Annotated in this window: 13 protein-coding genes and 1 pseudogene; 5 read left to right on the top strand and 9 right to left on the bottom strand. The window is 59.9% G+C overall.

Annotated features, from left to right (window positions below; genetic code table 11):
- The first annotated feature begins 98 nt into the window (after positions 1-98).
- The gene (locus J3R75_RS12905; RefSeq protein WP_307262142.1) at positions 99-5,471 is read left to right on the top strand and encodes an nSTAND1 domain-containing NTPase; all 5,373 of its coding nucleotides are present in this window, start codon (positions 99-101) and stop codon (positions 5,469-5,471) included.
- A 29-nt stretch (positions 5,472-5,500) separates the two neighbouring features.
- On the opposite strand, the gene J3R75_RS12900 is transcribed toward J3R75_RS12905, so the two are convergent.
- The 7 genes from J3R75_RS12900 to J3R75_RS12870 form a co-directional block, all read right to left on the bottom strand.
- A complete protein-coding gene (locus J3R75_RS12900) occupies positions 5,501-6,070 on the bottom strand; it encodes an IS630 family transposase (RefSeq protein WP_307262140.1) in 570 nt (189 codons plus the stop codon).
- Complete coding sequence (locus tag J3R75_RS12895) at positions 6,049-6,576, bottom strand: winged helix-turn-helix domain-containing protein (protein WP_307262138.1); 528 nt, start codon at positions 6,574-6,576, stop codon at positions 6,049-6,051. The genes J3R75_RS12900 and J3R75_RS12895 overlap by 22 nt, the downstream gene beginning before the upstream one ends.
- Before the next feature lie 46 nt (positions 6,577-6,622).
- A complete protein-coding gene (locus J3R75_RS12890) occupies positions 6,623-7,699 on the bottom strand; it encodes a toll/interleukin-1 receptor domain-containing protein (RefSeq protein ID WP_307262136.1) in 1,077 nt (358 codons plus the stop codon).
- 168 nt (positions 7,700-7,867) lie between these two features.
- Positions 7,868-8,530 carry a vWA domain-containing protein gene (locus J3R75_RS12885; RefSeq protein ID WP_307262134.1) on the bottom strand — a complete coding sequence of 221 codons (663 nt, stop codon included), beginning with the start codon at positions 8,528-8,530 and terminating at the stop codon, positions 7,868-7,870.
- 47 nt (positions 8,531-8,577) lie between these two features.
- Positions 8,578-9,351 (bottom strand): hypothetical protein, encoded by a 774-nt coding sequence (locus J3R75_RS12880; protein WP_307262133.1) that lies wholly within the window; start codon positions 9,349-9,351, stop codon positions 8,578-8,580.
- 143 nt (positions 9,352-9,494) lie between these two features.
- Entirely contained in the window at positions 9,495-14,390 is a 4,896-nt protein-coding gene (locus J3R75_RS12875; RefSeq protein WP_307262132.1) for a trypsin-like peptidase domain-containing protein, read from the bottom strand.
- A 424-nt stretch (positions 14,391-14,814) separates the two neighbouring features.
- Positions 14,815-15,351 (bottom strand): hypothetical protein, encoded by a 537-nt coding sequence (locus J3R75_RS12870; protein WP_307262130.1) that lies wholly within the window; start codon positions 15,349-15,351, stop codon positions 14,815-14,817.
- Positions 15,352-15,800: 449 nt separating this feature from the next.
- Between J3R75_RS12870 and J3R75_RS12865 the strand changes: the two genes are divergently transcribed.
- Positions 15,801-17,351, top strand: coding sequence for a transposase (locus tag J3R75_RS12865; protein ID WP_307262128.1), 1,551 nt, complete (start codon positions 15,801-15,803; stop codon positions 17,349-17,351).
- A 171-nt stretch (positions 17,352-17,522) separates the two neighbouring features.
- On the opposite strand, the gene J3R75_RS12860 is transcribed toward J3R75_RS12865, so the two are convergent.
- Entirely contained in the window at positions 17,523-17,840 is a 318-nt protein-coding gene (locus tag J3R75_RS12860; protein ID WP_307262126.1) for a hypothetical protein, read from the bottom strand.
- A gap of 180 nt (positions 17,841-18,020) precedes the next feature.
- On the opposite strand from J3R75_RS12860, the pseudogene J3R75_RS19895 reads away from it, so the two are divergent.
- From J3R75_RS19895 to J3R75_RS12850, 3 genes and pseudogenes are all read left to right on the top strand, one after another.
- Positions 18,021-18,212: pseudogene (locus J3R75_RS19895) on the top strand (DUF6788 family protein); the annotation flags it as partial.
- Positions 18,213-18,321: 109 nt separating this feature from the next.
- Positions 18,322-18,573, top strand: a complete 252-nt coding sequence (locus tag J3R75_RS12855) for a hypothetical protein (RefSeq protein ID WP_307259863.1) — start codon at positions 18,322-18,324, stop codon at positions 18,571-18,573.
- A gap of 341 nt (positions 18,574-18,914) precedes the next feature.
- Positions 18,915-19,721: a hypothetical protein gene (locus J3R75_RS12850; protein ID WP_307262124.1), complete on the top strand. Its 807-nt coding sequence runs from the start codon at positions 18,915-18,917 to the stop codon at positions 19,719-19,721.
- A gap of 346 nt (positions 19,722-20,067) precedes the next feature.
- On the opposite strand, the gene J3R75_RS12845 is transcribed toward J3R75_RS12850, so the two are convergent.
- A complete protein-coding gene (locus J3R75_RS12845; protein ID WP_307262123.1) occupies positions 20,068-22,020 on the bottom strand; it encodes a hypothetical protein in 1,953 nt (650 codons plus the stop codon).

Genomic DNA, 22,020 nt, shown 5'->3' with positions numbered 1-22,020 from the left:
CCAAGGAAACCTCCGAAGCAGGCATTGTTGGTTTGGGTTTAGCATCCGATCATGACAACGCGCAATCCGGGATTGCGGGGTAACGCAGGGGAAAACGTATGAAAACCATCCGCATCTTCATCTCCTCGCCTGGCGACGTGGCGGTCGAACGCGACAAGGCGCGCAAGGTCGTCGAAGGCTTGCAGAAGCGCTACGCGGGACGCCTGCGGCTCGAAACCGTGCTGTGGGAGGATCTGCCGCTGGGAGCGGACAAGTCGTTCCAAGCGGGCATCGATCAGGCGATCGCCGGCACCGAGTCCTCGTTCCAGAAGTCGGTGGACTTGTTGCTCTCCGAAAAACACTGCGTCGACATCGCCGTTTTCATCCTCTGGTCGCGGCTGGGCTCGCCGCTCGGGGCGGCGATCCGCAAGCCGGATGGCACGCCCTATCGCTCGGGCACGGAGCGTGAGTTCGACCTGATGCTCGCCGCCCGTGCGCTGTCGCCGGACAACCTCCCCGAAATCCTGGTCTATGTCCGGCAGGATGACCGGCGTTTCAAAGCGGCCTTGCAGGAGACGCCGACGGACAAGATCGAGGAGATGCTGCGCCAGCACCGGCTGGCCGAGCAGTTCATCCGCGAGCAGTTCCACGACGCGGCGACCGGCAGCAACCTGCGCGCCTACCATACCTTCCCCGAACCCAACACCTTCGCTGAACGGCTCAAGACCCACCTGCGCAGCCTGCTCGACGGCATCGTCATGGACGAGGGCCTCGGCTTCGGCTCCTGGGAGGGCTCCCCCTATCGCGGACTCGAGGTCTTCCGCTCCGAACACGCCCCGATCTTCTTCGGCCGCGACGAGGAGGTCTGCGACATCCTCGAACGCCTGCGCGCCCAGGCCGCGGCGGGCTGCGCCTTCCTGCTGCTGGTCGGCGCCAGCGGCTCCGGCAAATCCTCGCTCGCCCGCGCTGGCGTCCTGCCCGCTCTCGAAACCGACAACCCCGACGAGACGGTCGCCGAATGGCGCACCGCCACGCTGACCCCCGGCGAATGCACCGACGGTCTCTGCCGCGGACTGGCCCGCACGCTGCTCGAGCGCATCCCCGAACTGCGCGGCGACGACGACAGCCTCGACGACCTCGAACAGGCCCTGCGCGACGGACAGGGTAAGGCCCTGAACCTGCTGCTCAAACGCGCCTGCGCCGGGGACGGACGCGGCCCGGTCCGCCTCGTCCTGCTGGTGGACCAGTTCGAGGAACTTTTCACCCATCCGGCCGTCACCGAGGCGGAAGTTGCCGCCTTCCTCGCCGCCCTGCAGGCGCTGGCCGTCTCCGGCTGCGTATGGGTGCTGGCCACCGTGCGCAGCGACTTCTACGACCGCTGCCAGCGCTTGCCGACCCTGATGGCCATGAAGGGTGAACGCGGCCAGATTGACTTGCTGCCGCCGGAGCCCTCCGACATCCACCGCATCATCACCGGCCCCGCTATGCTGGCCGGGGTCGCCTTCGAGAAGAACGTCGGCGGCGAATCGCTGGACCAGCGCATCCTCAACGATGCCGTCGGCCACCCCGAGGCCCTGCCGCTACTCGAGTTCGCGCTCGCCCAACTCTACGAAGCCCGCACCGCCGAGGGTCTGCTCACCTTCGCCGCTTATGAAAAGCTCGGTGGGGTCGAAGGGGCAATCGGCAGTCATGCCGAAGCGGTCTTCGCCGCCCAGCCCGAACCCGTCCGCGCCGCCTTCGGCCCGGTCTTTCAGGCCCTTGTCGCCCTCGACGAAAGCGACGAGGCCCGCCCCGTCCGCCGCCGCGTCGCGCTGGACGCCCTGGCCACCACCCCCGAGCGCCGCCAACTCGTCGAGGCCCTGCTCGCCGCGCGGCTGCTCAGCTCCGACCGCGGCGAAGTCTTCGTCGCCCATGAGGCCCTGCTGCGCCGCTGGGAACGCGCCGTGCAGTGGATCGATGCCAACCGCGACCGCCTGCGTGTCCGCGACCGCATCGCCGCCCGCCTGGCCGAAGGTGCCCCGCTGGCCGAGAACGACCCCCTCACCAGCTTCGCCCGCCACCACCTTGCCGAGCATCCTGACACCTTCGATCCCGCCCAGCGCGATTACATCGCCACCCAACTCGCCCAGCTCGACGCTGCCATACGCCGGCGCGAACGCATCCGCCGCACGGTCGTAGCGGGGTTGTCGGCACTGACGTTTTTTGCGTTGACTGGTGGTGCCATCGCGCTTTGGCAGTGGCGGGAGGCGGATGCGCATGCTGCCGAAGCTCGTCGCCAGACCGAAAATGCCACGGAAGCGAACCGTGCGAACCTCGAGAATCTCCGCGCCGCCAGCAACGCCGATCTGGCCAGCGCAATTAAGGCGTGGCAGGAGGACTTCGACGCGCAGCAGAAGGGAGAACGAGCGGCAGGGTTCAATGGCAAGTCCCGCTGGCACGAGGCGGTGGCGTTGCTGGTGCGGGCGTTGGAGCGCGACCCCACAAACGAACAGGCAGCGTTGTGGCTTTACGACACCATTCGCCATCAAGGGCGAGTCCGGCGCGATTGCCCATTAGTTGCCATGAACCATGAGAGTTCGGTCTGCAGCGCGAGTTTCAGCCCGGATGGCACGCGGGTGGTCACGGCGAGTTGGGACGACACTGCGCGGGTGTGGGATGCGGCCAGCGGCAAGCCCATCGGCGAGCCGTTGCGCCATGAGGACGATGTCTACAACGCGAGTTTCAGCCCGGATGGCACGCGGGTGGTGACGGCAAGCCATGACAAGACGGCGCGGGTGTGGGATGCCGCCAGCGGCAAGCCCATCGGCGAGCCGTTGCGGCATGCGTATCGTGTCGTCAACGCGAGTTTCAGCCCGGATGGCACGCGGGTGGTCACGGCGAGTTGGGACGACACTGCGCGGGTGTGGGATGCCGCCAGCGGCAAACCCATCGGCGGGCCCATGCGACATGAGGGTTCGGTCCGCAGTGCGAGTTTCAGCCCGGATGGCACGCGGGTGGTGACGGCAAGCGATGACTACACGGCGCGGGTGTGGGATGCGGCCAGCGGCAAGCCCATCGGCGAGCCGTTGCGCCATGAGGACGATGTCAACAGTGCGAGTTTCAGCCCGGATGGTACGCGGGTGGTGACGGCAAGCCAGGACAACACGGCGCGGGTGTGGGATGCAGCCAGCGGCAGACCCATCGGTGTCCCGTTGCGCCATGAGCGTTCTGTCTGCAGCGCGAGTTTCAGCCCGGATGGCACGCGGGTGGTGACGGCAAGCCATGACAAGACGGCGCGGGTGTGGGATGCGGCCAGCGGCAAGCCCATCGGCGAGCCGTTGCGGCATGCGTATCCTGTCGTCAACGCGAGTTTCAGCCCGGATGGCACGCGGGTGGTCACGGCGAGTTGGGACGACACTGCGCGGGTGTGGGATGCCGCCAGCGGCAAGCCCATCGGCGAGCCGTTGCGCCATGAGAATTGGGTCTACAGTGCGAGTTTCAGCCCGGATGGCAGGCGGGTGGTGACCGCAAGCCGTGACAAGACGGCGCGGGTGTGGGATGCAGCCAGCGGCAAACCCATCGGCGAGCCGTTGCGCCATGACGGTAGGGTCCTCAGCGCGAGTTTCAGCCCGGATGGCACGCGGGTGGTGACGGCAAGCCAGGACAAGACGGCGAGGGTGTGGGATGCCGCCAGCGGCAAACCCATCGGCGAGCCGTTGAGCCATGAGAATTGGGTCAACAGTGCGAGTTTCAGCCCGGATGGCACGCGGGTGGTGACCGCAAGTTGGGACAAAACGGCGCGGATGTGGGATGCAGCCAGCGGCAGACCCATCGGTGTCCCGTTGCGCCATGAGCGTTCTGTCTGCAGCGCGAGTTTCAGCCCGGATGGCACGCAGGTGGTCACGGCGAGTTCCGACGGGACCACGCGGGTCTGGAATACGGCCAGCGGCAAGCCCATCGGCGAGCCGTTGCGCCATGAGAGTTCGGTCCTCAGTGCGAGTTTCAGCCCGGATGGCACGCGGGTGGTCACGGCAAGTTGGGACGACACTGCGCGGGTGTGGGATGCGGCCAGCGGCAAGCCCATCGGCGAGCCGTTGCGCCATGAGAGTTCGGTCCTCAGTGCGAGTTTCAGCCCGGATGGCACGCGGGTGGTCACGGCGAGTTGGGACGACACTGCGCGGGTGTGGGATGCGGCCAGCGGCAAGCCCATCGGCGAGCCGTTGCGCCATGAGAGTTCGGTCCTCAGTGCGAGTTTCAGCCCGGATGGCACGCGGGTGGTCACGGCAAGCCAGGACAACACTGCGCGGGTGTGGGATGCGGCCAGCAGCAAGCCCATCGGCGAGCCGTTGCGCCATGAGGACGATGTCACCAGTGCGAGTTTCAGCCCGGATGGCACGCGGGTGGTGACGGCGAGTGTTGACCGGACGGCGCAGGTGTGGGATGCGGCTGTTGACAAGGTTTCGAGCACCGATGCGGTGCGGATATGGGCAAGTGGCGTAGCTGGGCTGCGTTACGATCCGGACGGTAAGATTCAGGAAATCCCCCACGGCGAACGTCTCCATCTTCTCTTGCACACTAGGGAAACGCTCCCAAAGGAGTGGCGAACATTGGCCGACTGGCTCCTCGATTCGCGCCCCAGCCGTCTGCTTTCCCCCGGTTCGCACGTCACCGTCCGGCAGATCGCCGAGCGTGAGCGCGATACGCTCTTGCGCCCGGGGATTGAATCCGCGCTGCGTTACGACCCCACGATTCCCTTCGCCCGGACCCTCTTGGCGGGTTCGTGGGTGAGAGAAAACAGGGCGAATCCAGCATCCGAACGCGACCCCGGCCTTCCCCTTCGTGCCGTCTTCATGCGCAATTATGACATCAGGCTCCTCGGTGGCGAGCAATCGTTTTCCGCGGCCCTCTCGTTGCTGCATGCCGAGCTTCAAGACGCGGTTCTGGTCGCGTGCATCGATTGCGACCTGGCTGTAAACGACCCTGCCGCCGCCTTCGACCATCTAGCGCGGCTGGTCGCACTGCGACGCCAGCAGGGCGAGTCCCTCGAACTCGCGGATGCGCTGTTAGTCCAGGGCGGGCTTGCCGCTGAACTCAAGAGCTATGCGGAAGCGGTCGCGGCGACTAGCGAGAGCCTAGCCATCGCATCGAAGTTTCAGGGCGTGGACGGACAATTTCTCAGCGATGCCAGCAGCTTGCTTTGCTGGGTGGCCTTACTCACTGGCAAGCACAAGGACGCCCTTGAGGCAGGTGAAAAAGCCGTCGCCCTCCTCGCCCACCACAAACCATGTTCCGCCAGGATGAAGCTGGCCCACGCCTATCTGCTCACCAACCAGTTCGAGAAGGCCAAAACCATCCACGAGAAGTACGCCAGAACCTCCTTTCTTGACGGGCGCAAATGGAACGACGAGGCGCGCAGCGACTTCAAACTCCTTCGCGAGGCGGGCCAAGACCACCCGGACATGAAGAGGATCGAGGCGTTGCTGGGGATCCAGCCTGCGGAGGATGCCAAGTGAGTAGCCAGGACAATAATTCCATTTTGTTTTCAAGATGATTGCAAACTTTCAACAATCCAAGGCCATGCCGATAGCGAGCGAACCGCATCTGGCGACGACTCCCAGTTGTCTATCGCATCCACCACCTGGGCTATTACCGCCCCCACCGAGTCAAAGACTCGATTCGCGAAGTGCTTTTCACGAATTTCGTCCCATAGATGCTCCACAGGGTTCAGCTCCGGCGAGTATGGCGGCAGACGAACTAATGCCATGTTCTCTGGAATTGCCAGCTGTATCGCCCGGTGGGATGGCGCCCCGTCAAGAACCATTACCACAAACTGATCGCTATGACGCGACCCCACGTGGCGAAGAAAAGCTGTCATTTCCGTCGTATTCATACTGGAGGCTATCATCCAATCCATTTCGCCGCTCATCGGCGCCAACGCTGCGTATGTGTAGCTGTATTCGCGCACGACTCCTTGCACGACGACGGGCCGCATCGGCGCCGGTGCCCAGCATCTCTGCGGCAAGCTCAAGCGACCAAACCGGGCTTCGTCCTGAAACATCACCAAAACCGGCAGATTGTTCCGATTCCCTTTCAGCGCTTCGTCCACAGCCATCGAGAGCCCCCTTTTTTGAAGGCCTCCTGGACTTCGCGATCGCCTTTCGGATGAATGTTGTCCGGGGCGATCTTTCGCCAGCCATGCCGGGCAAGAAGACGATAGATGGTTGCCGGCTGAACGCGCCGCCCAATGCGACTTTCAAACGCCTTGTGAATCGGCGGAACAATCAGAACGCCGCCCTTTTCGGCCTTTTCAGCCCATGGCAGAAGAAACTCATCTTCCTCCTCCGGCGTCATGTAGGAGTGCCGTCGCCCGCCCCATGCAGCCTTCCTATCGGCATCAGAATGACTCTTGGCCGCGCAATGGCGAACCCCTCCATGCAGCCTCACGACTGTGGCTGGACTGGACTGCAGGGCAATCGCTACCTCTTTGTTGGTCAATCCCAGTTCGACGGAAAGGACAACCGACATTCCCTGCTTGACTTCGCGAACATCAGCGGCTTCGTTGACCATGCGCTTGGCCTCGGCTATCTCGGCATCAGAAAATGCGACTTTTTGACCCATGTTGCCACTCCTGTTTTTGGCGGCGACAGACCTTCTGCCGCCTTTGTCAGCAGTGGATAATGTAATTGCAATCATCTTGAATGCAAATTGGAATAACATCCATCCAGACATTGGCCCCAAGCTTTTGCAACGCATCGAACAATGCCGATGCCGCCTGCCGATCCTTTTCACCTTGTTTGGAATAGCTTATGAAGATTGCCCCGGGACGAAATGGTGGCAAGGTCGAATTGTCATTTTCCGCTGCGAGAGGAACATTCCACATATCCCAGCGCTCGTACAACCTCCGGGTGAACTCCAGCGCATCACTATCATAGATGTGGTTGCCGCCCCGGGACATGAATGCGCAGAGGTCCGGATCGGTGCGTGATCTTTCATCTGCCAACTGTACCGTCTGTTCAATCTTGTCGCCCTTCAGCAAGCAGACAAAAAAACGGGCAAACCAGTTTGGCAAACTGCAGCCCAGAGTCAGTAATTTTACCCCCTCCAAGAAGGAAACAAAGTTCGTGAGGTAATCATGGCGACATTCAATGTAGCGGGCCGCGCAACGCAGCATGTCCTCTTCCGTCAAGGCGTAGTCTCGCCCCGATTCTTTCAGGTTCCCAAAAAGATGATAGACCAAGGTCACGCCATCGGGAATTTGTTGCCACGGGATGTCTTCAACAACGCCATCGCGGCCGTTGTCAAAAAGTCGGAGTTTGCGGACAACGATGGGTGACTGGTCACCTTTGTAGCGTTCTTCCGCAATAGCCTGGCAGAGTAGTGGCTCCCAAGTCGTCGTCAGAAAGGCACGAAAGCCAATTTTGGCAAGCTGCCGAAGGACTGGGGGCACAGGCGGATTGATGTCCTCGTAGATATCTCGCACTTCGTCATAAAAGGTATCATCTTTGCGAACCGAGGGATCAAGCTGATAGGCCACGTCACACAGCGTTGACTGCTCGGTGAAGGCACTCTCGTCAAGTCCGTGCTTTCTGGCTAATTTCTTTGCCAACACGCCGCGCAGAGGCACAACTCGCCCATCTTCACCGCAATAGGTCAACAGTTCTTGACCAACGATCGGCACCATTTTCCCATTTTTGATCGGCCTGAGCAAGAGCGAACGCCAATCACTATCTTGATGATTCATGCAGTTTTTCCTTCCGGCTCTTCTCGCCCAGCAACAAGCAACAGGATAATTACGAACTCCCCCAGCCGATAATCATTAGTCCACTGTATCCATCAAGGCTATCACCCCGCGGAGGGGCGACTATGCAACCCCGGCCCGCCGAACGTGGGCCGGGGCGATGCGCATGAATTAGTTTGAAAGCGCATGCCGCGCTGCCAGTAGCGCGGCAACAAGCTCATCATAGTCATCAATCATCATCGTCATGTCAGCTATATTTTTGAACTGGTCAATTTTAGCATCTTTGCCGACACCAACCACAATAAGGTTGAACTCCGAATTGGGAAACGCCTGTTCAACCAGTTGCTTGGCATCCCGGCGGCTGGAGTTATCCTGGCCGTCCGTGACCAGGATGATGTTGCGCATGTAAAACCCCGGAAGCGACCCGTATTGCTGTTCAACCTCCACCGTTGCTTTGAGTATGGCCGTATAGATGGCCGTGCCGCTCTTTGGGTGCGGATAGCCGGCAACCGCCCGAATTCCCTCCGCGAGATCGTTTTGCCTGTTCACATTCACGAATGGGATGCCGGCATAGAGATCGTCTGTACCGAAGAAACTGACAGCCACCCAGTCGGAACGCTCACCGCCGTAGACCTTGGACAGCTCGTGGGAGGCAAGCATAAATTTGATGGCAGCAGCCTTCTGAACATTGAAGTCACTATCCGAGATCGAGCCGCTGGCATCCAGCACTAGGGCAGTGATCATGGGAACGTGGTTCTGCGCCAGAGCGGTCGTCGCAAACACACCGGCAAATGAAATAAGTACGAACAAACAAATACGAGACAAATGTTTCATGACAGTGCTCCTTGATTATTAATTACGGAACGATTAGTAGACTCTGCTCAGCGCATGGCCAAGGCAATCTGCTCGACTGCCGTGCGGGCCTGGGTAATATGTGCATTCGATAGCTTGGGCTCATTAGCCAATGCCTTCAAAGTTTCCAAGGCCGCCTTGCCACCAGCGGGAAGGCCAGCATTCTGAAGAGCCGACAGGAAGAAGGCAGCCGGGTTCATCTGAGTCAGCAGCAGTGTTGCCGCAGCGGGCTTGCTTTCGTCAGCGCTTGCCAATGCCAGCCGCACAGACTCCACCCACTCACCCAGGCGCAGGTGCACCACCAGGCCTTCCTGCTCAACAAATGCCTCGATAAAGGGCTCTATCACGGGCAGGCCCAGACGGCGCAAGGCATCCGTGCCCATGCCTGCATGGTGGGCGGCGCCAAGTTGCAGAGTCGCACGCAGCAAAGGTTCTGAAGCCTTCAATTGCTGCAACCCAGTCACCAGCGCGTCAATCGCGGCCGTCGTGCGCACTTGGTCATTCGCCTGCAAAGCGACCTTGAGGTCCGTCATCAACACGCCAAGACAGAAAGACCCCTGCTCTTTCGTGATCCCAGCCGCAGCGAAACCGTAGGCCGTCGCCGATTCTTCCTTGGGAAGCTGAGCCGCCATGCGCGCCGCGCCATTGGCCTCCACCACCGCCCCGACCATCAGGGAAGAAGACGGCAACCACAACGTGGAAAACTCCCCGGCTTGCGTGAGCACCTGCTTCTCAGCTTGCGGTTCAGCCAATAGCGTTCCGATGAGTGCCATGCCCATTGTCATCATGCAGATTCGTTTCATGTTCAGTTCCTTTGTCTTGTGAATTTCCCTTTGTCGATTGTTTTCCTCTGACGCCTCAGGCGCCAATCATCGTCTTCTTATCCTTGTCGGAACCAGCCGTTGCCTTCCCCCTTTCTGCCCTCTGGGCATGAGATAACAGCGATTCATTCTTGATGCACCAGCCAATACTGGCTGAGATTACCGTGACGAACCAGCAAGGCATCCCCGTGCCCGCTGCTCAGCACCCGGTCACCCGTCGGCAACACACATTCGTCCGCTGGCGCGGCAGCGAACACGGCAGAAAGCGGCTCCGGCGTGTCATAGACCAAGCGCCCGCCCCGCACAATTTCGTCCACTACCGCCACCATCGTTCCGTTGTCAGAGAGATACAGGGCGTCAGCCAGCGTCGCGCAACCCGCATGAAAATCAACGCGACGATAGTCACGCAACCCCGGCGGTTCCTCATCCGGCACGACCCTCCTTCCGGGCGCTACCGGCCAGGTGATGGTCAGTAGGTCAGCATAGGCAACTGCCGTCGTCCCGGGCGCCACTGGCGTCCCCTGAGTTCGCGACTGCATGGCGGCGTGGAAGGCCTTCGCGGCATCGTCCTGCCCGCCGACTGCCAGCACCTGGGCTGCATGCTGCAACAACCAGACCGGAATAGTCTCATCAAGCGTGCAGGCGGCTAGGCGGTCGCGGGCGATGGCGCGCACGCTTTCATCCGGCTCATGGCAACATTTGATCAGCCACCGCAAAAGAGTCGCTTGGCTATGCCCGGAATCAAGCGCGAGAACTTGATCAAGAGCGCCCAAGGCAGAATGCTGTTCATCTGCTCCCAACAGCAGGCTGGTTGTGGCCAGATTCAAGCGTGCCGGCACATAAGCGGCATCAGCCTGGCAAGCCTGCTCAAAGCAGGCAATGGCGTAGCCAAGATCCCCGCGCGCCGGCTCCGACAAGTCCTGCCCGGAAATTTGTGCTACGGCCATGTCGAAGCCAAGGAACTGCGCCCGCGTCGTCGTATCGAGTGTCCCCAAGCCGGCAATACCATAGGGCTGTGAACGACGCAGGTAGCACAACCCGAGGTTGTTGAACACCTCCCGCGACGGAAAGACTCGCTGATAGGTCTCAAACAATGGCAAGGCGATGTCATATTGACCAAGCGTCAGGAAAAGCACGCCAGCGTCAAAGAGCGACACGCAGTCCTGCAAATGCCCCAATCGGCGACGCAGAACATGCGCACGGGTGGCCGCATCGGGATGCCTCGGATCTTCCGCACCATGAGCGACCTGCCGTACCCAAGCAGCAAAAAAGTCCTCCCGTTGGCTGCCATCGCCGGCCAGCAAGTCCACCCGGAAACCAGCTATTGCGGCGTAGAGGAAGCCACTGATGTCGGCCTGCAGTTCGGCTGCCCGCATCGCCCCGACTGCCTTGGCGCGTTCGGCTGGGTCGCCGTTATCGCCATACAGCAAGGCGGCATCACCACCCTCACGCAAGATCCGCCGCACAGCCTCGTCGCCATGCTCCGGCTCGGCAAAAAAAAGATATGCCTGCAGATGGCGAAAATCGTCCGCTGCCAGATGGCTCAATTCATGGCCGAGAACGAAAGCCAGCCGTGCATCACCCTCGGCAGTCGGCACATCGGCAAAACAAAGGTCCAATGCACGCCGGGAAAGCACAATATGGCCGTCGGGCAAGGCCAGCGCCCAGGGATCACCGCCGCCGTCCACCACCCGCAAGCTGTCGGCAGTAGGCAGGTACTTGCTCCGCTTGTCAGCCGACCGTAACACACGACCATAGACAGTGAAGGCACGGTGCACGGCCGGCACGGTTTCGGGCGAAAGCACCCCCAAAGCTTCCCAACGCGCAACCCGCGAGGCACTGCTTTCCCGGAGCGGCTCAGGGACGCGAGCCGCAGCAGCGGCCTTGCGAGTCGCCAAGCCCGTGGGCCCTAACCACGATGGCGTTGTCATCGCACGCGGTATCAGCGAGCGCGTACTCGCTGACCGTCTTTGCCCCTGATTGCCAGCAAGCGCCTCAATACGCCCTTGCGCCATAGTGAATTCAGGCCGTCCAACAAGCATCGTGTCCAATGCGTCCCGATAATGTCCAAGCGCCGCGTCGGGGGCACCGTCCAGCTCTGACGCCATTCCAAGCGCCAGTCGCAGCCGCAAGGTCCGCTCAATGTCGCCAGCGCCGTCCTTGATGAGCTCATCAACAAAGCTGGCGTCGAGCAGAGCGCGGGCTATTTTCGCATACCACGCGTCGCCACCCTTGAGAATAGCCTGTAAAGGCGCCCTATCACCGGCACTGGCGAGCAGCTGCGCGCGCAAAAGCGATACGCGCAGACAGTGCGCTGAACAACGCGCCGACGGCGCTTCTAAAAGAAATTTCTCCGCCAGGCGCAGCGCCTCATGCCAGTCGCCATTGGCGGCTAACAGAAAGGCGTCTTCTACATATGCGCTGCGGGTGGGTGACGTCTTACCCGTACTCGCGGTAATGCGTGGCGTCGCTGCGGCATGGTCGAGCTCTGCCAGAATTTTGGCCACGAATGCCAAATTGGCGTCTTTGCCGCCCCCTTGGCGCTGATGTTTCTTTTGTGTTGGCTCGGTCCACGGTCCCAACCGATCTAGTGAATAGCGAATTACGTAAGCGAAGGGAGCATCGGGATCCACTTTCCCAAAGGCCGACAAGAGCAGTTTCCGGCGATCGTCGACAGACAGTCTTGTTCCAGGCGTTTCAACAGCCACCCAGTCCAGCACGGCTGCTTCTTCAACGGTCTCGGCCATGGCCGCCAAGCGCTTCTCCCCGGCAGCGGCCTCAATCAGCTTAACTGCACTGCCAAAGAATTCGCCCTGGCTGCGCCAATCCGCGGCCAGCAGGGTATCACGGGAACGGCGCTTCGCTACCTCCACGCCCTGCTGCCAGTCATCGCAATAACGCAGAAAATGAGCCGGGTAATGATCGGGCTGCATGGCCACAGCCCAGTCGAGGGCTTGGGCGCGCTTGCTGGCATCGGCGTTGGTCGGGCTCAATACCGCAGCCCAGTAGAGGATGCCTGGACCACTATGCGGTTCAAGCATATCCCTAGTCTCGGCTGCCGCCTGCCGCCAGTCTGCGTTGACCGCAGCCGCCTTGGCCGATTCAATCTGTCGCCGGTAGGCATACTCGGGAATTCCTCGCTGGCATGGCTCCCCGGCACGCGCACGTTCAAGCAATTCGACTGCTTTGGCAATAGGCAGCACCCTTCCCATGTCGGAGGCGGTAACTCGTCGCTGTACGGTTTGGCCCTGTGCAGTAATCTCCGTCATTCGCGCCATAAAGACGGCGGTGGCAATGCCCACGGCACGCCCTTTGATGTCGATCACTGGACCGCCGCTGTTTCCCGAATGCAACGTCGCATCAATGCCCAGAGTGTCGGCATACACACTAGTAACCGTCCCGCGCGTCCAATTGGCCACGACCTGCGACCCGACAATCGGATCCTTGCCGTAGGGAAAGCCGATCGCCATCACTGGCATTGCCCGGGTTGGGGCGTCACCCCCGTCAGTTTTGGCCAACGGTATCGGCAGTGCCCCCGCAGGAATGACATTGACCTTCAGAACCGCCACGTCGTCCTGCAGACCACGTTCCCGATCGGCCAAAAGGACCGGCATCGGATTCACCGCAACAATTTCGACACGCTTGGGCGTGTTCCCTTCGGAGCAGTAGGCATTGCCCGTGCGATAGAGGTCCCTGACATCGTTGCTGGTGATAAGCCGGGAGTAAAACGCCTCGTCGCCCTCAAACCAAAGGTACATGGTGTAACCAAAGTCGGCCTGTTCACCCTGTGCCGCTCGTTTCGCGAAATGCTGAGCCAAGTCAGTATCCGCCAACCACGGGCAGGCAACATGGCGATTGCTCAGCAGATAGCCATCCGAAGACACCAGAAAAGCCGATCCAGATGCGTGCATGAGCGAATTGCGCCTCCCAGCAATTTCCTCCCAGACTTCAACGACAACAAAGGCCAACGACTGTTTATAGGCATCGCTCAGCAAATCCAAGCGCTGCTCGTGCCGATTGATGTCTATCTTGTCTAGTTCCATGCGTATAGCAGCCAAACGACGCGCATCTTCAGTCTTCAGGCCATCGACCACGACTTCGATTTTTTCCTCAGTGTCCGACCGCTCGCGGCGAATCCATTCTGCGGTAACCGTGAGCACCACCGCAACGGCGATGGCGGCCGTCCAGGCGAAGCGGCGGTGCAGTCGTTTGTTTTTCCACGGGTCTTTCGCGAAGCGCACCCATTTTGCGATGTCTTGATCAGTCACGGCGCTGATCGCCTCGGCGACGGCCGTGGCCGAGGTGGGCCGTTTGTCCGGATCGTCGTCTACCATGCTGCGCAACAATGCCCCGAGTTTGCGGTGCAGGACAACCGGCGCAAAGCGGTTCAGAATGCCCTCAATCACGGCCACGGCATTATCAGCCGTCACCGTGCATCCCGCCACTAACGCAATATAAATAGTTCCCATCGACCAAATGTCGCTGCGCCCATCAAGCGCCCTGCCGGCACGGGAGTCCGGATGTCCGGCATCGATGTTGGCAGTTCCCGGCTCGCGCAGGAACGGTTCGAGGCTGCAGTCGAGTTTGACATCGTAAGTGCCGTCTTGCCGGCGAACCAGCAGAAAGTCGGCTTGTTTCAGATTCGGCACCACCTGCCCAGAGACATGCAAGGCGGCTAGCGCTTGAGCCATCTTCGCAAACAGGTCCACCCACTCCCGCTTGCGGCGCGGATCGCGAAACAAGCGTTCTTTACCCGTCACATCTCCCCAACCCACGCAATCTACCCATTCGCTGACAACGAACCAAGTCCCATCGGCATCCTGTTCCACCGCTTCATAACGAACCAGCTTAGTCGAATCAAGTTGCCGCAATGCCTCAACACGCATCCGCAGTCTGCCTGCACGCTCGGCGTCAATTGGCACGGTGGCATTGAATACCCGCACCAGCTTGTCATCCGCCTCACCATCGCCTCGTCCCCGATAGGCGCTGGTGATTTCCGTTTCGTTCACCAGTTCATGCAAGGTGAAACGCCCAATCCTGTCGCGAACGGGGGGCAGTTTGCTCCCACAACCGGGACAGATGGTCACCGCTTCACCGACTTTTTGCTGACAGTGCTGACATATTTTCATAACGGTCCTCAATCCCATTTGTCACAATCGCGCCGGCAGGGACCTGATTCGCCTGCTGGCCACCCATCGCGTCGCCTTCACCGGCCTCTACTTCTCCCGCGTATCCAAGTGTTTTTCGCCGGCATTCCCCGGCTGCCTGCAGACAGAATGCGGCCTGCCGTTCCCGATGCATCGTCATCACGGTGGTTACTGAGGCCCTCTGCGCTGGACGCTATCATACGGACATACGGCCAGCGCTGGTGACTTTGCGCCCATGGCGTCCTGCAGCAGAGAAAGCCCCCATCGTCACCGACGGGCTCATTGTCCCAGTCCAGCATCAAACATCCCCCCGGCGTCCGTTGCCGCCGGCCCTTTCCCCAGAAAAATCGCCACGTTCGCAAGCGCGGACAAGACGTTCGGCAGCGCGCTTGACATCCTCCCAGTCACGCCGAATGCACGCGGCGCTTCCGGGACTGACCCCCTGTTCCTCGCTGTAGCTCTCGGCGAGCGTGCCAAGGAGTTCGGAAAATTCCTTGACAATGCGTTGGGTTGCCCGAAGATGCGAAGCAGCAGGCTCGCCATCGAACTCAAGTGCGACATTGCGCACAAAAACACCGTTGCGCTGTTCGCACAACCACTTGACGGGCTTGTCGCTACAGGCAGCTTCGCAGAGAGCAAGAATACGATCAAGCGGATTGCGCTCGCCGCTGGACAACTCCCCCCAACTCGGCTGGCACCACTTGTAGATCATCGCCGGGGATAACTTCAATTCGTCAGCGACCACTTTGGTGCCGACTTTGTTTACCGTATCCCGCAGCACCTCATGAGAGGTCAAACCGCCACCACCCGCCTGTAATCTGTCGGCTCCAGCCATACTGCCTCCTTCTCAAAACGCCCTCTGCACAAAATATCAAAAAAGTCGCATTTCCCACAACCGCAAGCACTATACAGACGCAAAAAACAGCTGTCTACTATAAAAAAACACAATTTTCGGAGGTGATACTGGAATCGTCCTGCGGACTGTGCAGAACGCCGTTCAATCACAAAGCAGGCGACCGGCGACAAGCGAAATGTCGCCACTGCCCATCACTGGGAATGGGCAAGCTGCCAATTACTTTTTCGCGAAAAACACGCCAAAAAACAACGGCTCTTCAAGTAGAAATGATTATCCTGCGCTTGCGTTTAGGATGAGGTCATCCGAAAAGCCCTCGTGCGCGCGCATAATGCGCGCACGCGCGAGACAAATCAAAAAAAAGTGCCACATTATGCTGAACGCGATCGAATTCCGCGAAGAAAGGTCGCACAAACATAATGGGGCACGCCATGGAATGTATTTTTCTCTTTCCAAATTACCAGTTGTTTTCGACCACTCCCGACAGCGACTTGGCTGATTTCGCTGCGGAGATGCTGGCTTTCATCGACCGCCATGGCGAGTTGCTGCCGCTGATTGACGCCGACCTGGATGCCTACGGTTTGCGGAAGAAGGCCCAGCGTGCGCGCCAGCGGCAAGCGGCACGGGCAGTCTTGCCAGCCTTGCCGGCCTTGCTGAGTAACATCCCCGAGGCGGAGCCCAGCGTCGCCCCCCGTACCCTTGAGACTGGTCGCCCCAGAATGCCGGCATTGGTCGTCTTTCTCTTTCTGCTCATGCGCGGCCGCTACGGTTCGGTCAGCGACCAGGACGCCTGCGAGCGCTTCTGCGAGTACAAGACGATCGAGGCCGTGCTGTCGCCTCGCGGTCTTCGCCTGCCATCGCGTCAGGCGCTGGTCGACAACCTCAACGCCGTGACCAACGCGACGCGGCAGGCCATACTGGATGCCCAGCTCCAGGACTGCCTGACCGAGGAGCTTGACGACTTCAAGGAAATCTGCGTTGACAGCACGGCGGTGTGCGCCAACTCGGCGTTTCCCAATGACGCCAGTCTGGCCGCTCGCAGCCTGCAGCGAGCCTTCATCGAGCTTTGGACCTTGCGGGAGCAGGGAGTGGTCACGTTCACCGATGGCTGGATGCCAAGCTGGAAAGACACGATTGTCTGCCTGGCGCGTGACATCAACATGGCCCGCGGCAAGAAGGCTCCGAGCAAAAGACGGAAGTTGTATCGCAAGATGCTTGACACGATGGACAAGGCCATGGCACCCATGAAAGAGCTCTACAAGACCTTGTTCGCAGAAGACGCGGCCCGGCTGGCTCCGCAGCTTCAGGCCAAGCGGGAGCGACACCTGCTCGATGGCGTAAAGGCCCTCGTCAACGCCTGGAAGGCCGGCAATCAAATCCGGCGCCGGGTGTTCAATCACGAGGCCGTGCCCATGGACGAGAAGTTGCTCAGCCTGGCCGACGCCGACGCGGCCCTGATCATCAAAGGCGACCGCGAAACCGTACTTGGCTACCGTCCCGGTCTGGCCCGCAGCCGCGCGGGCTTCATCGTCGACCTGGCGCTGGACAAGGGCAATACCGCCGACAGCGGCGTGCTGGTCAAGACGATCGAAGCCGTCACCGGCCGCGTGGGCGACGTGCCGGAAAAGGTCACCACGGACGATGGCTACGCCTCGCAGAAAAACCGCGAGGCAGCGCTCAAACTGGGCGTCAAGCTGATCACCTTCTCCGGCGCCAAGGGCAAGAAGATCACCCCGGCCGGGGAATGGGACAGCGCCGAGGCCATTGAGCAACGCGCGCGACGCTCCGCCGTGGAGTCCCTCATGGCGGTCATGAAGGATGGCTACTTCTTCGCCAGAATGCGGCGCTGCGGGCTGGAAAACGTCAGAGCGGAAATGCTGGAGAAGATCATCGCCTACAACGTCGACCGCATCCTGATGGTCCGCGCCAGAAAGGCCAAGGAAGCTCAGGAGCAGGAAGAGAAGATGAGGAACACGGCATGAATAGACAAAACATGACATAAACAGACAGAAATAATAAACCTAACGGGTGAAATGCGCCGCGTGCGTTTAAAAGATCAAAGAATCCTTCCTAACTACAAATCTTTCTGAATGAAATAGCCGGGTCGCCGCCGCCCGGGCAGTTGGCGTCCGCCCCGACAGCCGCCATGGCACTCAAACAAGACTCTCGCCAGGGCTTTTCGGACGGGCTCCCGCTATCGATGCGTAGGGCATGGCAGAAGTGAAATCCCCCCGCCGCAACTGATAACTGCGAATGACGTCGCCCAGGCCAAACGCTGCTGGCAGCTGTTTGCGGTCAACACGAAGCTTGTCAGCAAGCCGCTCCCCCAAAAGTTGATACACACTGACTGTTCGCTCCCCTTCTTGATAGACCATGAGCTCGGGGCCAATCACAGGCACGTAACGGCCGGAATTCGAGCTTAAATCGTCAAGAAAATTATACCATTCATCGTCGGTCCAACTGGTGTTCATGCAGGCACTCCATTCATGCAACTCGCAACGACAGTCAAACCGGGTGCAATTCCCAAAAGTGGGTCATTGCGCGATGGGGTAAACATTACCCCCCCCATTTTTTTTGCAAGTACTCGACTTGCTTTTTTTTGTTGTCGTTTTATGGTATGCTAAACCGCATATATTAAAGGAGTTGCGACGATGGCGATGGAAAAGCAACGCGATTTGGCAAAGGAACTGGTGAAGCTGTGTGGTCTGGTGCGCGGATCGATTGTCCATACGACGCGCAAGTGCGGGCGCGCACAATGCGAATGCGCGAAAGGCAAGCAGCATCCGTTCTGCTACCTGTCGCGGTCTTCAGCTGGTTCGAAAAACAAGATCCAGTATGTGAAGCCGTCCGAGGAAAAAGCGTTTGAGCGTGCCGTGGCCATGTATGAGCGCGCATGGGCAATCATCGAGGAACTGACTGAACTCAACATCAAGGAGATCAAGAAAAATGGGAATGACGGACGAAGAACTGAACGCCCTGGTGGAAAAAAAGCTTCTCGAACGCAAGGCCGAGATCGTCCAGGCGCTGAAAACATTCAACCGGAGCCCGTCGGCGAAGACCTTCAAGGAAGCGGAAAACACACCGGATCGCCTGTTGGGACAGGCGATGGACGACATCGTGGCGGAGGTGCTGCAAAAGACGGTGGGAGACGTCCGAATAGAAAGGCCCGCTAAAAAAAACTCCGGTACCACGGGCAAAGGCTGACCAGCATTCAGCTCAAGCATGGGAAGTATACCTCGATTACCGGGGCCTACTATCTGCCCGTAAAAGAGAAGCGTCGCGGGCGCAAGCGCGGCACGGGTAGACGCGGCGTGGCGGGCACAGGCAGGTTTCCCGCTTTGCTTTTGTTAGGCGTCCTTGCCGGCGCTTCGCCTGCTTGGTGCGAGGATGTCACGCTGGAAGGGCTGCGAGACTCCTACGAAGAGGCGTCCAATGCGTTGCGCTTACGGGGCCGGGACATTTCGGCCAAGCGCGTCGGCACGATCAGCCGGGCTGTCGGTCATGCTTCCCTGAAAGCGAGGGAACGACGGCTCGCTTGTCTTCGAGTGAGCAACGAGGCCGATGGAAAAAGACTCGCGGTCGCCATGGACGGGGGGCGCGTCCTCATACGAACGAACAAGCGCGGGCGCAAGACCGCCAAGGGCTATCATACCTATGTCGCCGACTGGCGTGAACCGAAGCTGTTCATCATCTACGAACTGGACGCCGAGGGCCGGAAAATGCGCAAGGGACTTGAACGCTGCGACGGCACCATCGGCGGCCCGGAGGACATCACTCGGCTGCTGGTAGCGGAGCTCAGGGCGATGGGCGCGCAGAACGCGAAATCAATCACGTTCCTGGGCGACGGCGCAAAATGGATATGGAACAGGATTGACCAGATTATCGAAGAAGTCGGCATCGACAGGGCGCGCGTGTCAACGTGCCTTGACTACTACCACGCGGTCGAGCATCTTGCAAGCGTCGCGGAGGCTAAGACGTTTGCAAGCCTGATCGAGAAGCGCGCGTGGCTCGACAACATGAAAAAACTGCTCAAGAAGGCTCCTCCCGCAGTGTTCCTGGCTGAACTGGCCAAATCAAGACGGCGTGGCAACGCGGTCATCAGGCGAGAATATGCGTATTTCAAAACCAACATGTCGGCAATTGACTATGCCAAGCTCAGCAGAGAGAAGCAGCCGATTGGCTCAGGAGCGATTGAAAGCGCCGTGCGCAGAATCGTGAACCTGAGAATCAAAGGTGCGGGCATGTTCTGGAAGCAGGAGAACGCGGAGGCGGCACTCCACCTGAGGTGTCAGCTTAAAACCAACAACTGGAGCATGTTCTACGCCGATTTACTCAATGGCCTGGCTGCATAGGCGTTACCCACTTTTGGGAATTGCACCCGTCAAACCATAAAGGTACGGCAGACATCCCATATATGCCAGCGCTGTCCTCACAGACTGACCAGACAGGTGGTGATCTCGTCGGAGCGACAACTAGGACAGAAATGTTTGCCGGCTGCGATTTTCACGATACACAGGCCGCCGAGGCAAGAGCGTCGCAACCCTGGGTAAGACCACAACATAGGATTGCGCCTGGAGCGCGCCTCAGTGGCTAGGCACGTCTCGTCCCACCGCGCCAGAGGGAGAACATACAAGGCAGACAGATAGCTCTCGCGCGCGGCCTCGGTCGAGCCGCAGATCACCTGTCGTGTGGAGCCTTCTACAAGCTGCCAAGCATTCTATATTTCATGCGGCGGAGTTGCAGTATCCGTTTCTCAAGCAGCCAAACCCGCCAGTCGTCCTCCGGCACCAGATCGTTTTCAGGGATAACATCCTCAAATAAACGGCAGTATGCCGTCCAGGCCTGCTGTGTGGCTTGAAAGGCTGCCGCAGTGGGAGCTTTGTCGGATTTCTTAGCGACCAGCAATGCGCTCAATTCAACGCATAGTCGCCGGTATTCTTCCCGAGTCTGGTGCGCATCGGCGGGAACCGGCGACAGCATCGTTTCCCCAATACAAGCCAGGTCAATGGCCATATCCTGCCGCAGTGCGTTTTCTTGGTGGGCGCGATCCAAGGGGCTATTCTCGTTGGCTAAGACCTCTTCGTTGGCGACCTGCAGCGCGATGAAGCGCACGCCTTTTTCATAGAGTTCAGGGTATTTACACCTTTCCAGACGCTTACGCTCATAATAGGCAAGCCAACGGCGGATCTCACGCGGCGATGCAAAGTCGATGCCCAGATCATAGCTGAAAAAGCCCAAGTCTCCGTCTGGCCCCATGCCGTCGTTTTCCTGCGCGTAAAGATAAGCCCGCCGCAGGTTCGCCAATAAACAATCGAGACCGCCGCCGGATCGGACAAGGATACGCTGGAAGATGTCCCACCGGAAAGCGGGGTCATGTGCGTAGTGCCAGGCGAGGCTGATGAGGTATCCCGGCTCCCCGTCGCCCCATAAGTCGAGGTTGACCCCTTCTTCCTCCGGATACGCCCTATGATCGCCCCAGCCCGAAGGGGTGTTGGCGCTGAGAAACAGGACCAGTTGAATCTGGGGCTCCTGACTGAGCCGCAAATTGGGATTGGCCATTTTGGCGCTCTCATAGATTTCGTTCGCAAGCACGGGATCCGCCGTAAAGAAACTCCGCGGATTGAAGACCAGCAGGTCCAGTATCTGCTCGAGGCTTTGCCGCTCCCCCTGGCGTGCCCGCAGCTCCAATCGCCGGATATCCCGTTTCTGCTCTTCGATCATTCTCTGCGCATGGGCAGGCGCCGCCCAGCACTGGACGGTTCGAAAAGGATACTCATCCTTTATCAAGTATCGGCTGGGATAACTATCACGACCAATATAATCGAATTGATCAGCCATACAGACCGGACGGAGCACCCCATTCACAGATCGCTTGACCTCCTTGTAAGGCATATCCGGCAGCAGTCGTGTCATCAGACTGACCAAGCATCTGTGGGCTGTTTCTGGCTCTCGGCCCGGATAATCACAATACGGGTCTTCCTTGAAGGTGTTCTGTTCCGCGTCATGCGTGCTCGACGGGGCCGCCAGTTGACGATTGCAGACTCGCTCAATAAACGCGACAACGTCTTCGCACTGTTGCTCCTGAACCTCGATGATGCAGAGTCCGGATAGTGTTCCCCCCATGCAAGGATTCCACTCTACAGCGCGCCGCTCGGCATGCCGCTTCGCGGCCTCATACGCCTCTTCCACCAGCAGTATAACCTCGTCGGGATACGGCGCTGCGCACGCGCGCAAACGCTGCCTTCGCAACGGCTCCTGAACGCGAATAGCCTTGGCAGCGAGGCGACGCATTTCGGCAAAGCAGAGGACCCGCCCGGAGTCCGCCGTGCTGTCGTCCGTCTTTTCGTCGTCCTCACTGCCCAAGCCGCAGCAAACCTCCCCGTCCTGATGCCTGAAAAAACGTGACTGAACTGAAGCGGCCAGGCCCGCGACCAGGAGCGCGCCGACAAGCGCCCCTGCCGCTATCACACCGCCCCGGAAAAACCTGCGAGAGCCCTTCCCCGAAGGAAGCAAAACTTGCGCCTGGCCACCCGCAGCAGGCAAACGCTCCGGCACCACGTTGGCACAGTGCTGATCCTCATCCGAGCCCGGCCCACCCGAGGGCGGCGTTGCGCTTGGCGGTTGAACATTCATATCCTGAACAGGGTGCAT

This window comes from Oligosphaera ethanolica (assembly GCF_030814695.1).
Lineage (GTDB): Bacteria > Verrucomicrobiota > Lentisphaeria > Oligosphaerales > Oligosphaeraceae > Oligosphaera > Oligosphaera ethanolica.
The sequence above is the reverse complement of the archived record's forward strand: the minus strand, read 5'-3'. Positions and strand labels throughout refer to the sequence as shown.

Excerpts from the sequence above, each read along its gene's own strand:
- J3R75_RS12905 (WP_307262142.1), top strand. The coding sequence starts at position 99 with ATGAAAACCATCCGCATCTTCATCTCCTCGCCTGGCGACGTGGCGGTC.
- J3R75_RS12900 (WP_307262140.1), bottom strand. The coding sequence starts at position 6,070 with ATGGCTGTGGACGAAGCGCTGAAAGGGAATCGGAACAATCTGCCGGTT.
- J3R75_RS12895 (WP_307262138.1), bottom strand. The coding sequence starts at position 6,576 with ATGGGTCAAAAAGTCGCATTTTCTGATGCCGAGATAGCCGAGGCCAAG.
- J3R75_RS12890 (WP_307262136.1), bottom strand. The coding sequence starts at position 7,699 with ATGAATCATCAAGATAGTGATTGGCGTTCGCTCTTGCTCAGGCCGATC.
- J3R75_RS12885 (WP_307262134.1), bottom strand. The coding sequence starts at position 8,530 with ATGAAACATTTGTCTCGTATTTGTTTGTTCGTACTTATTTCATTTGCC.
- J3R75_RS12880 (WP_307262133.1), bottom strand. The coding sequence starts at position 9,351 with ATGAAACGAATCTGCATGATGACAATGGGCATGGCACTCATCGGAACG.
- J3R75_RS12870 (WP_307262130.1), bottom strand. The coding sequence starts at position 15,351 with ATGGCTGGAGCCGACAGATTACAGGCGGGTGGTGGCGGTTTGACCTCT.
- J3R75_RS12865 (WP_307262128.1), top strand. The coding sequence starts at position 15,801 with ATGGAATGTATTTTTCTCTTTCCAAATTACCAGTTGTTTTCGACCACT.
- J3R75_RS12860 (WP_307262126.1), bottom strand. The coding sequence starts at position 17,840 with ATGAACACCAGTTGGACCGACGATGAATGGTATAATTTTCTTGACGAT.
- J3R75_RS12855 (WP_307259863.1), top strand. The coding sequence starts at position 18,322 with ATGACGGACGAAGAACTGAACGCCCTGGTGGAAAAAAAGCTTCTCGAA.
- J3R75_RS12845 (WP_307262123.1), bottom strand. The coding sequence starts at position 22,020 with ATGCACCCTGTTCAGGATATGAATGTTCAACCGCCAAGCGCAACGCCG.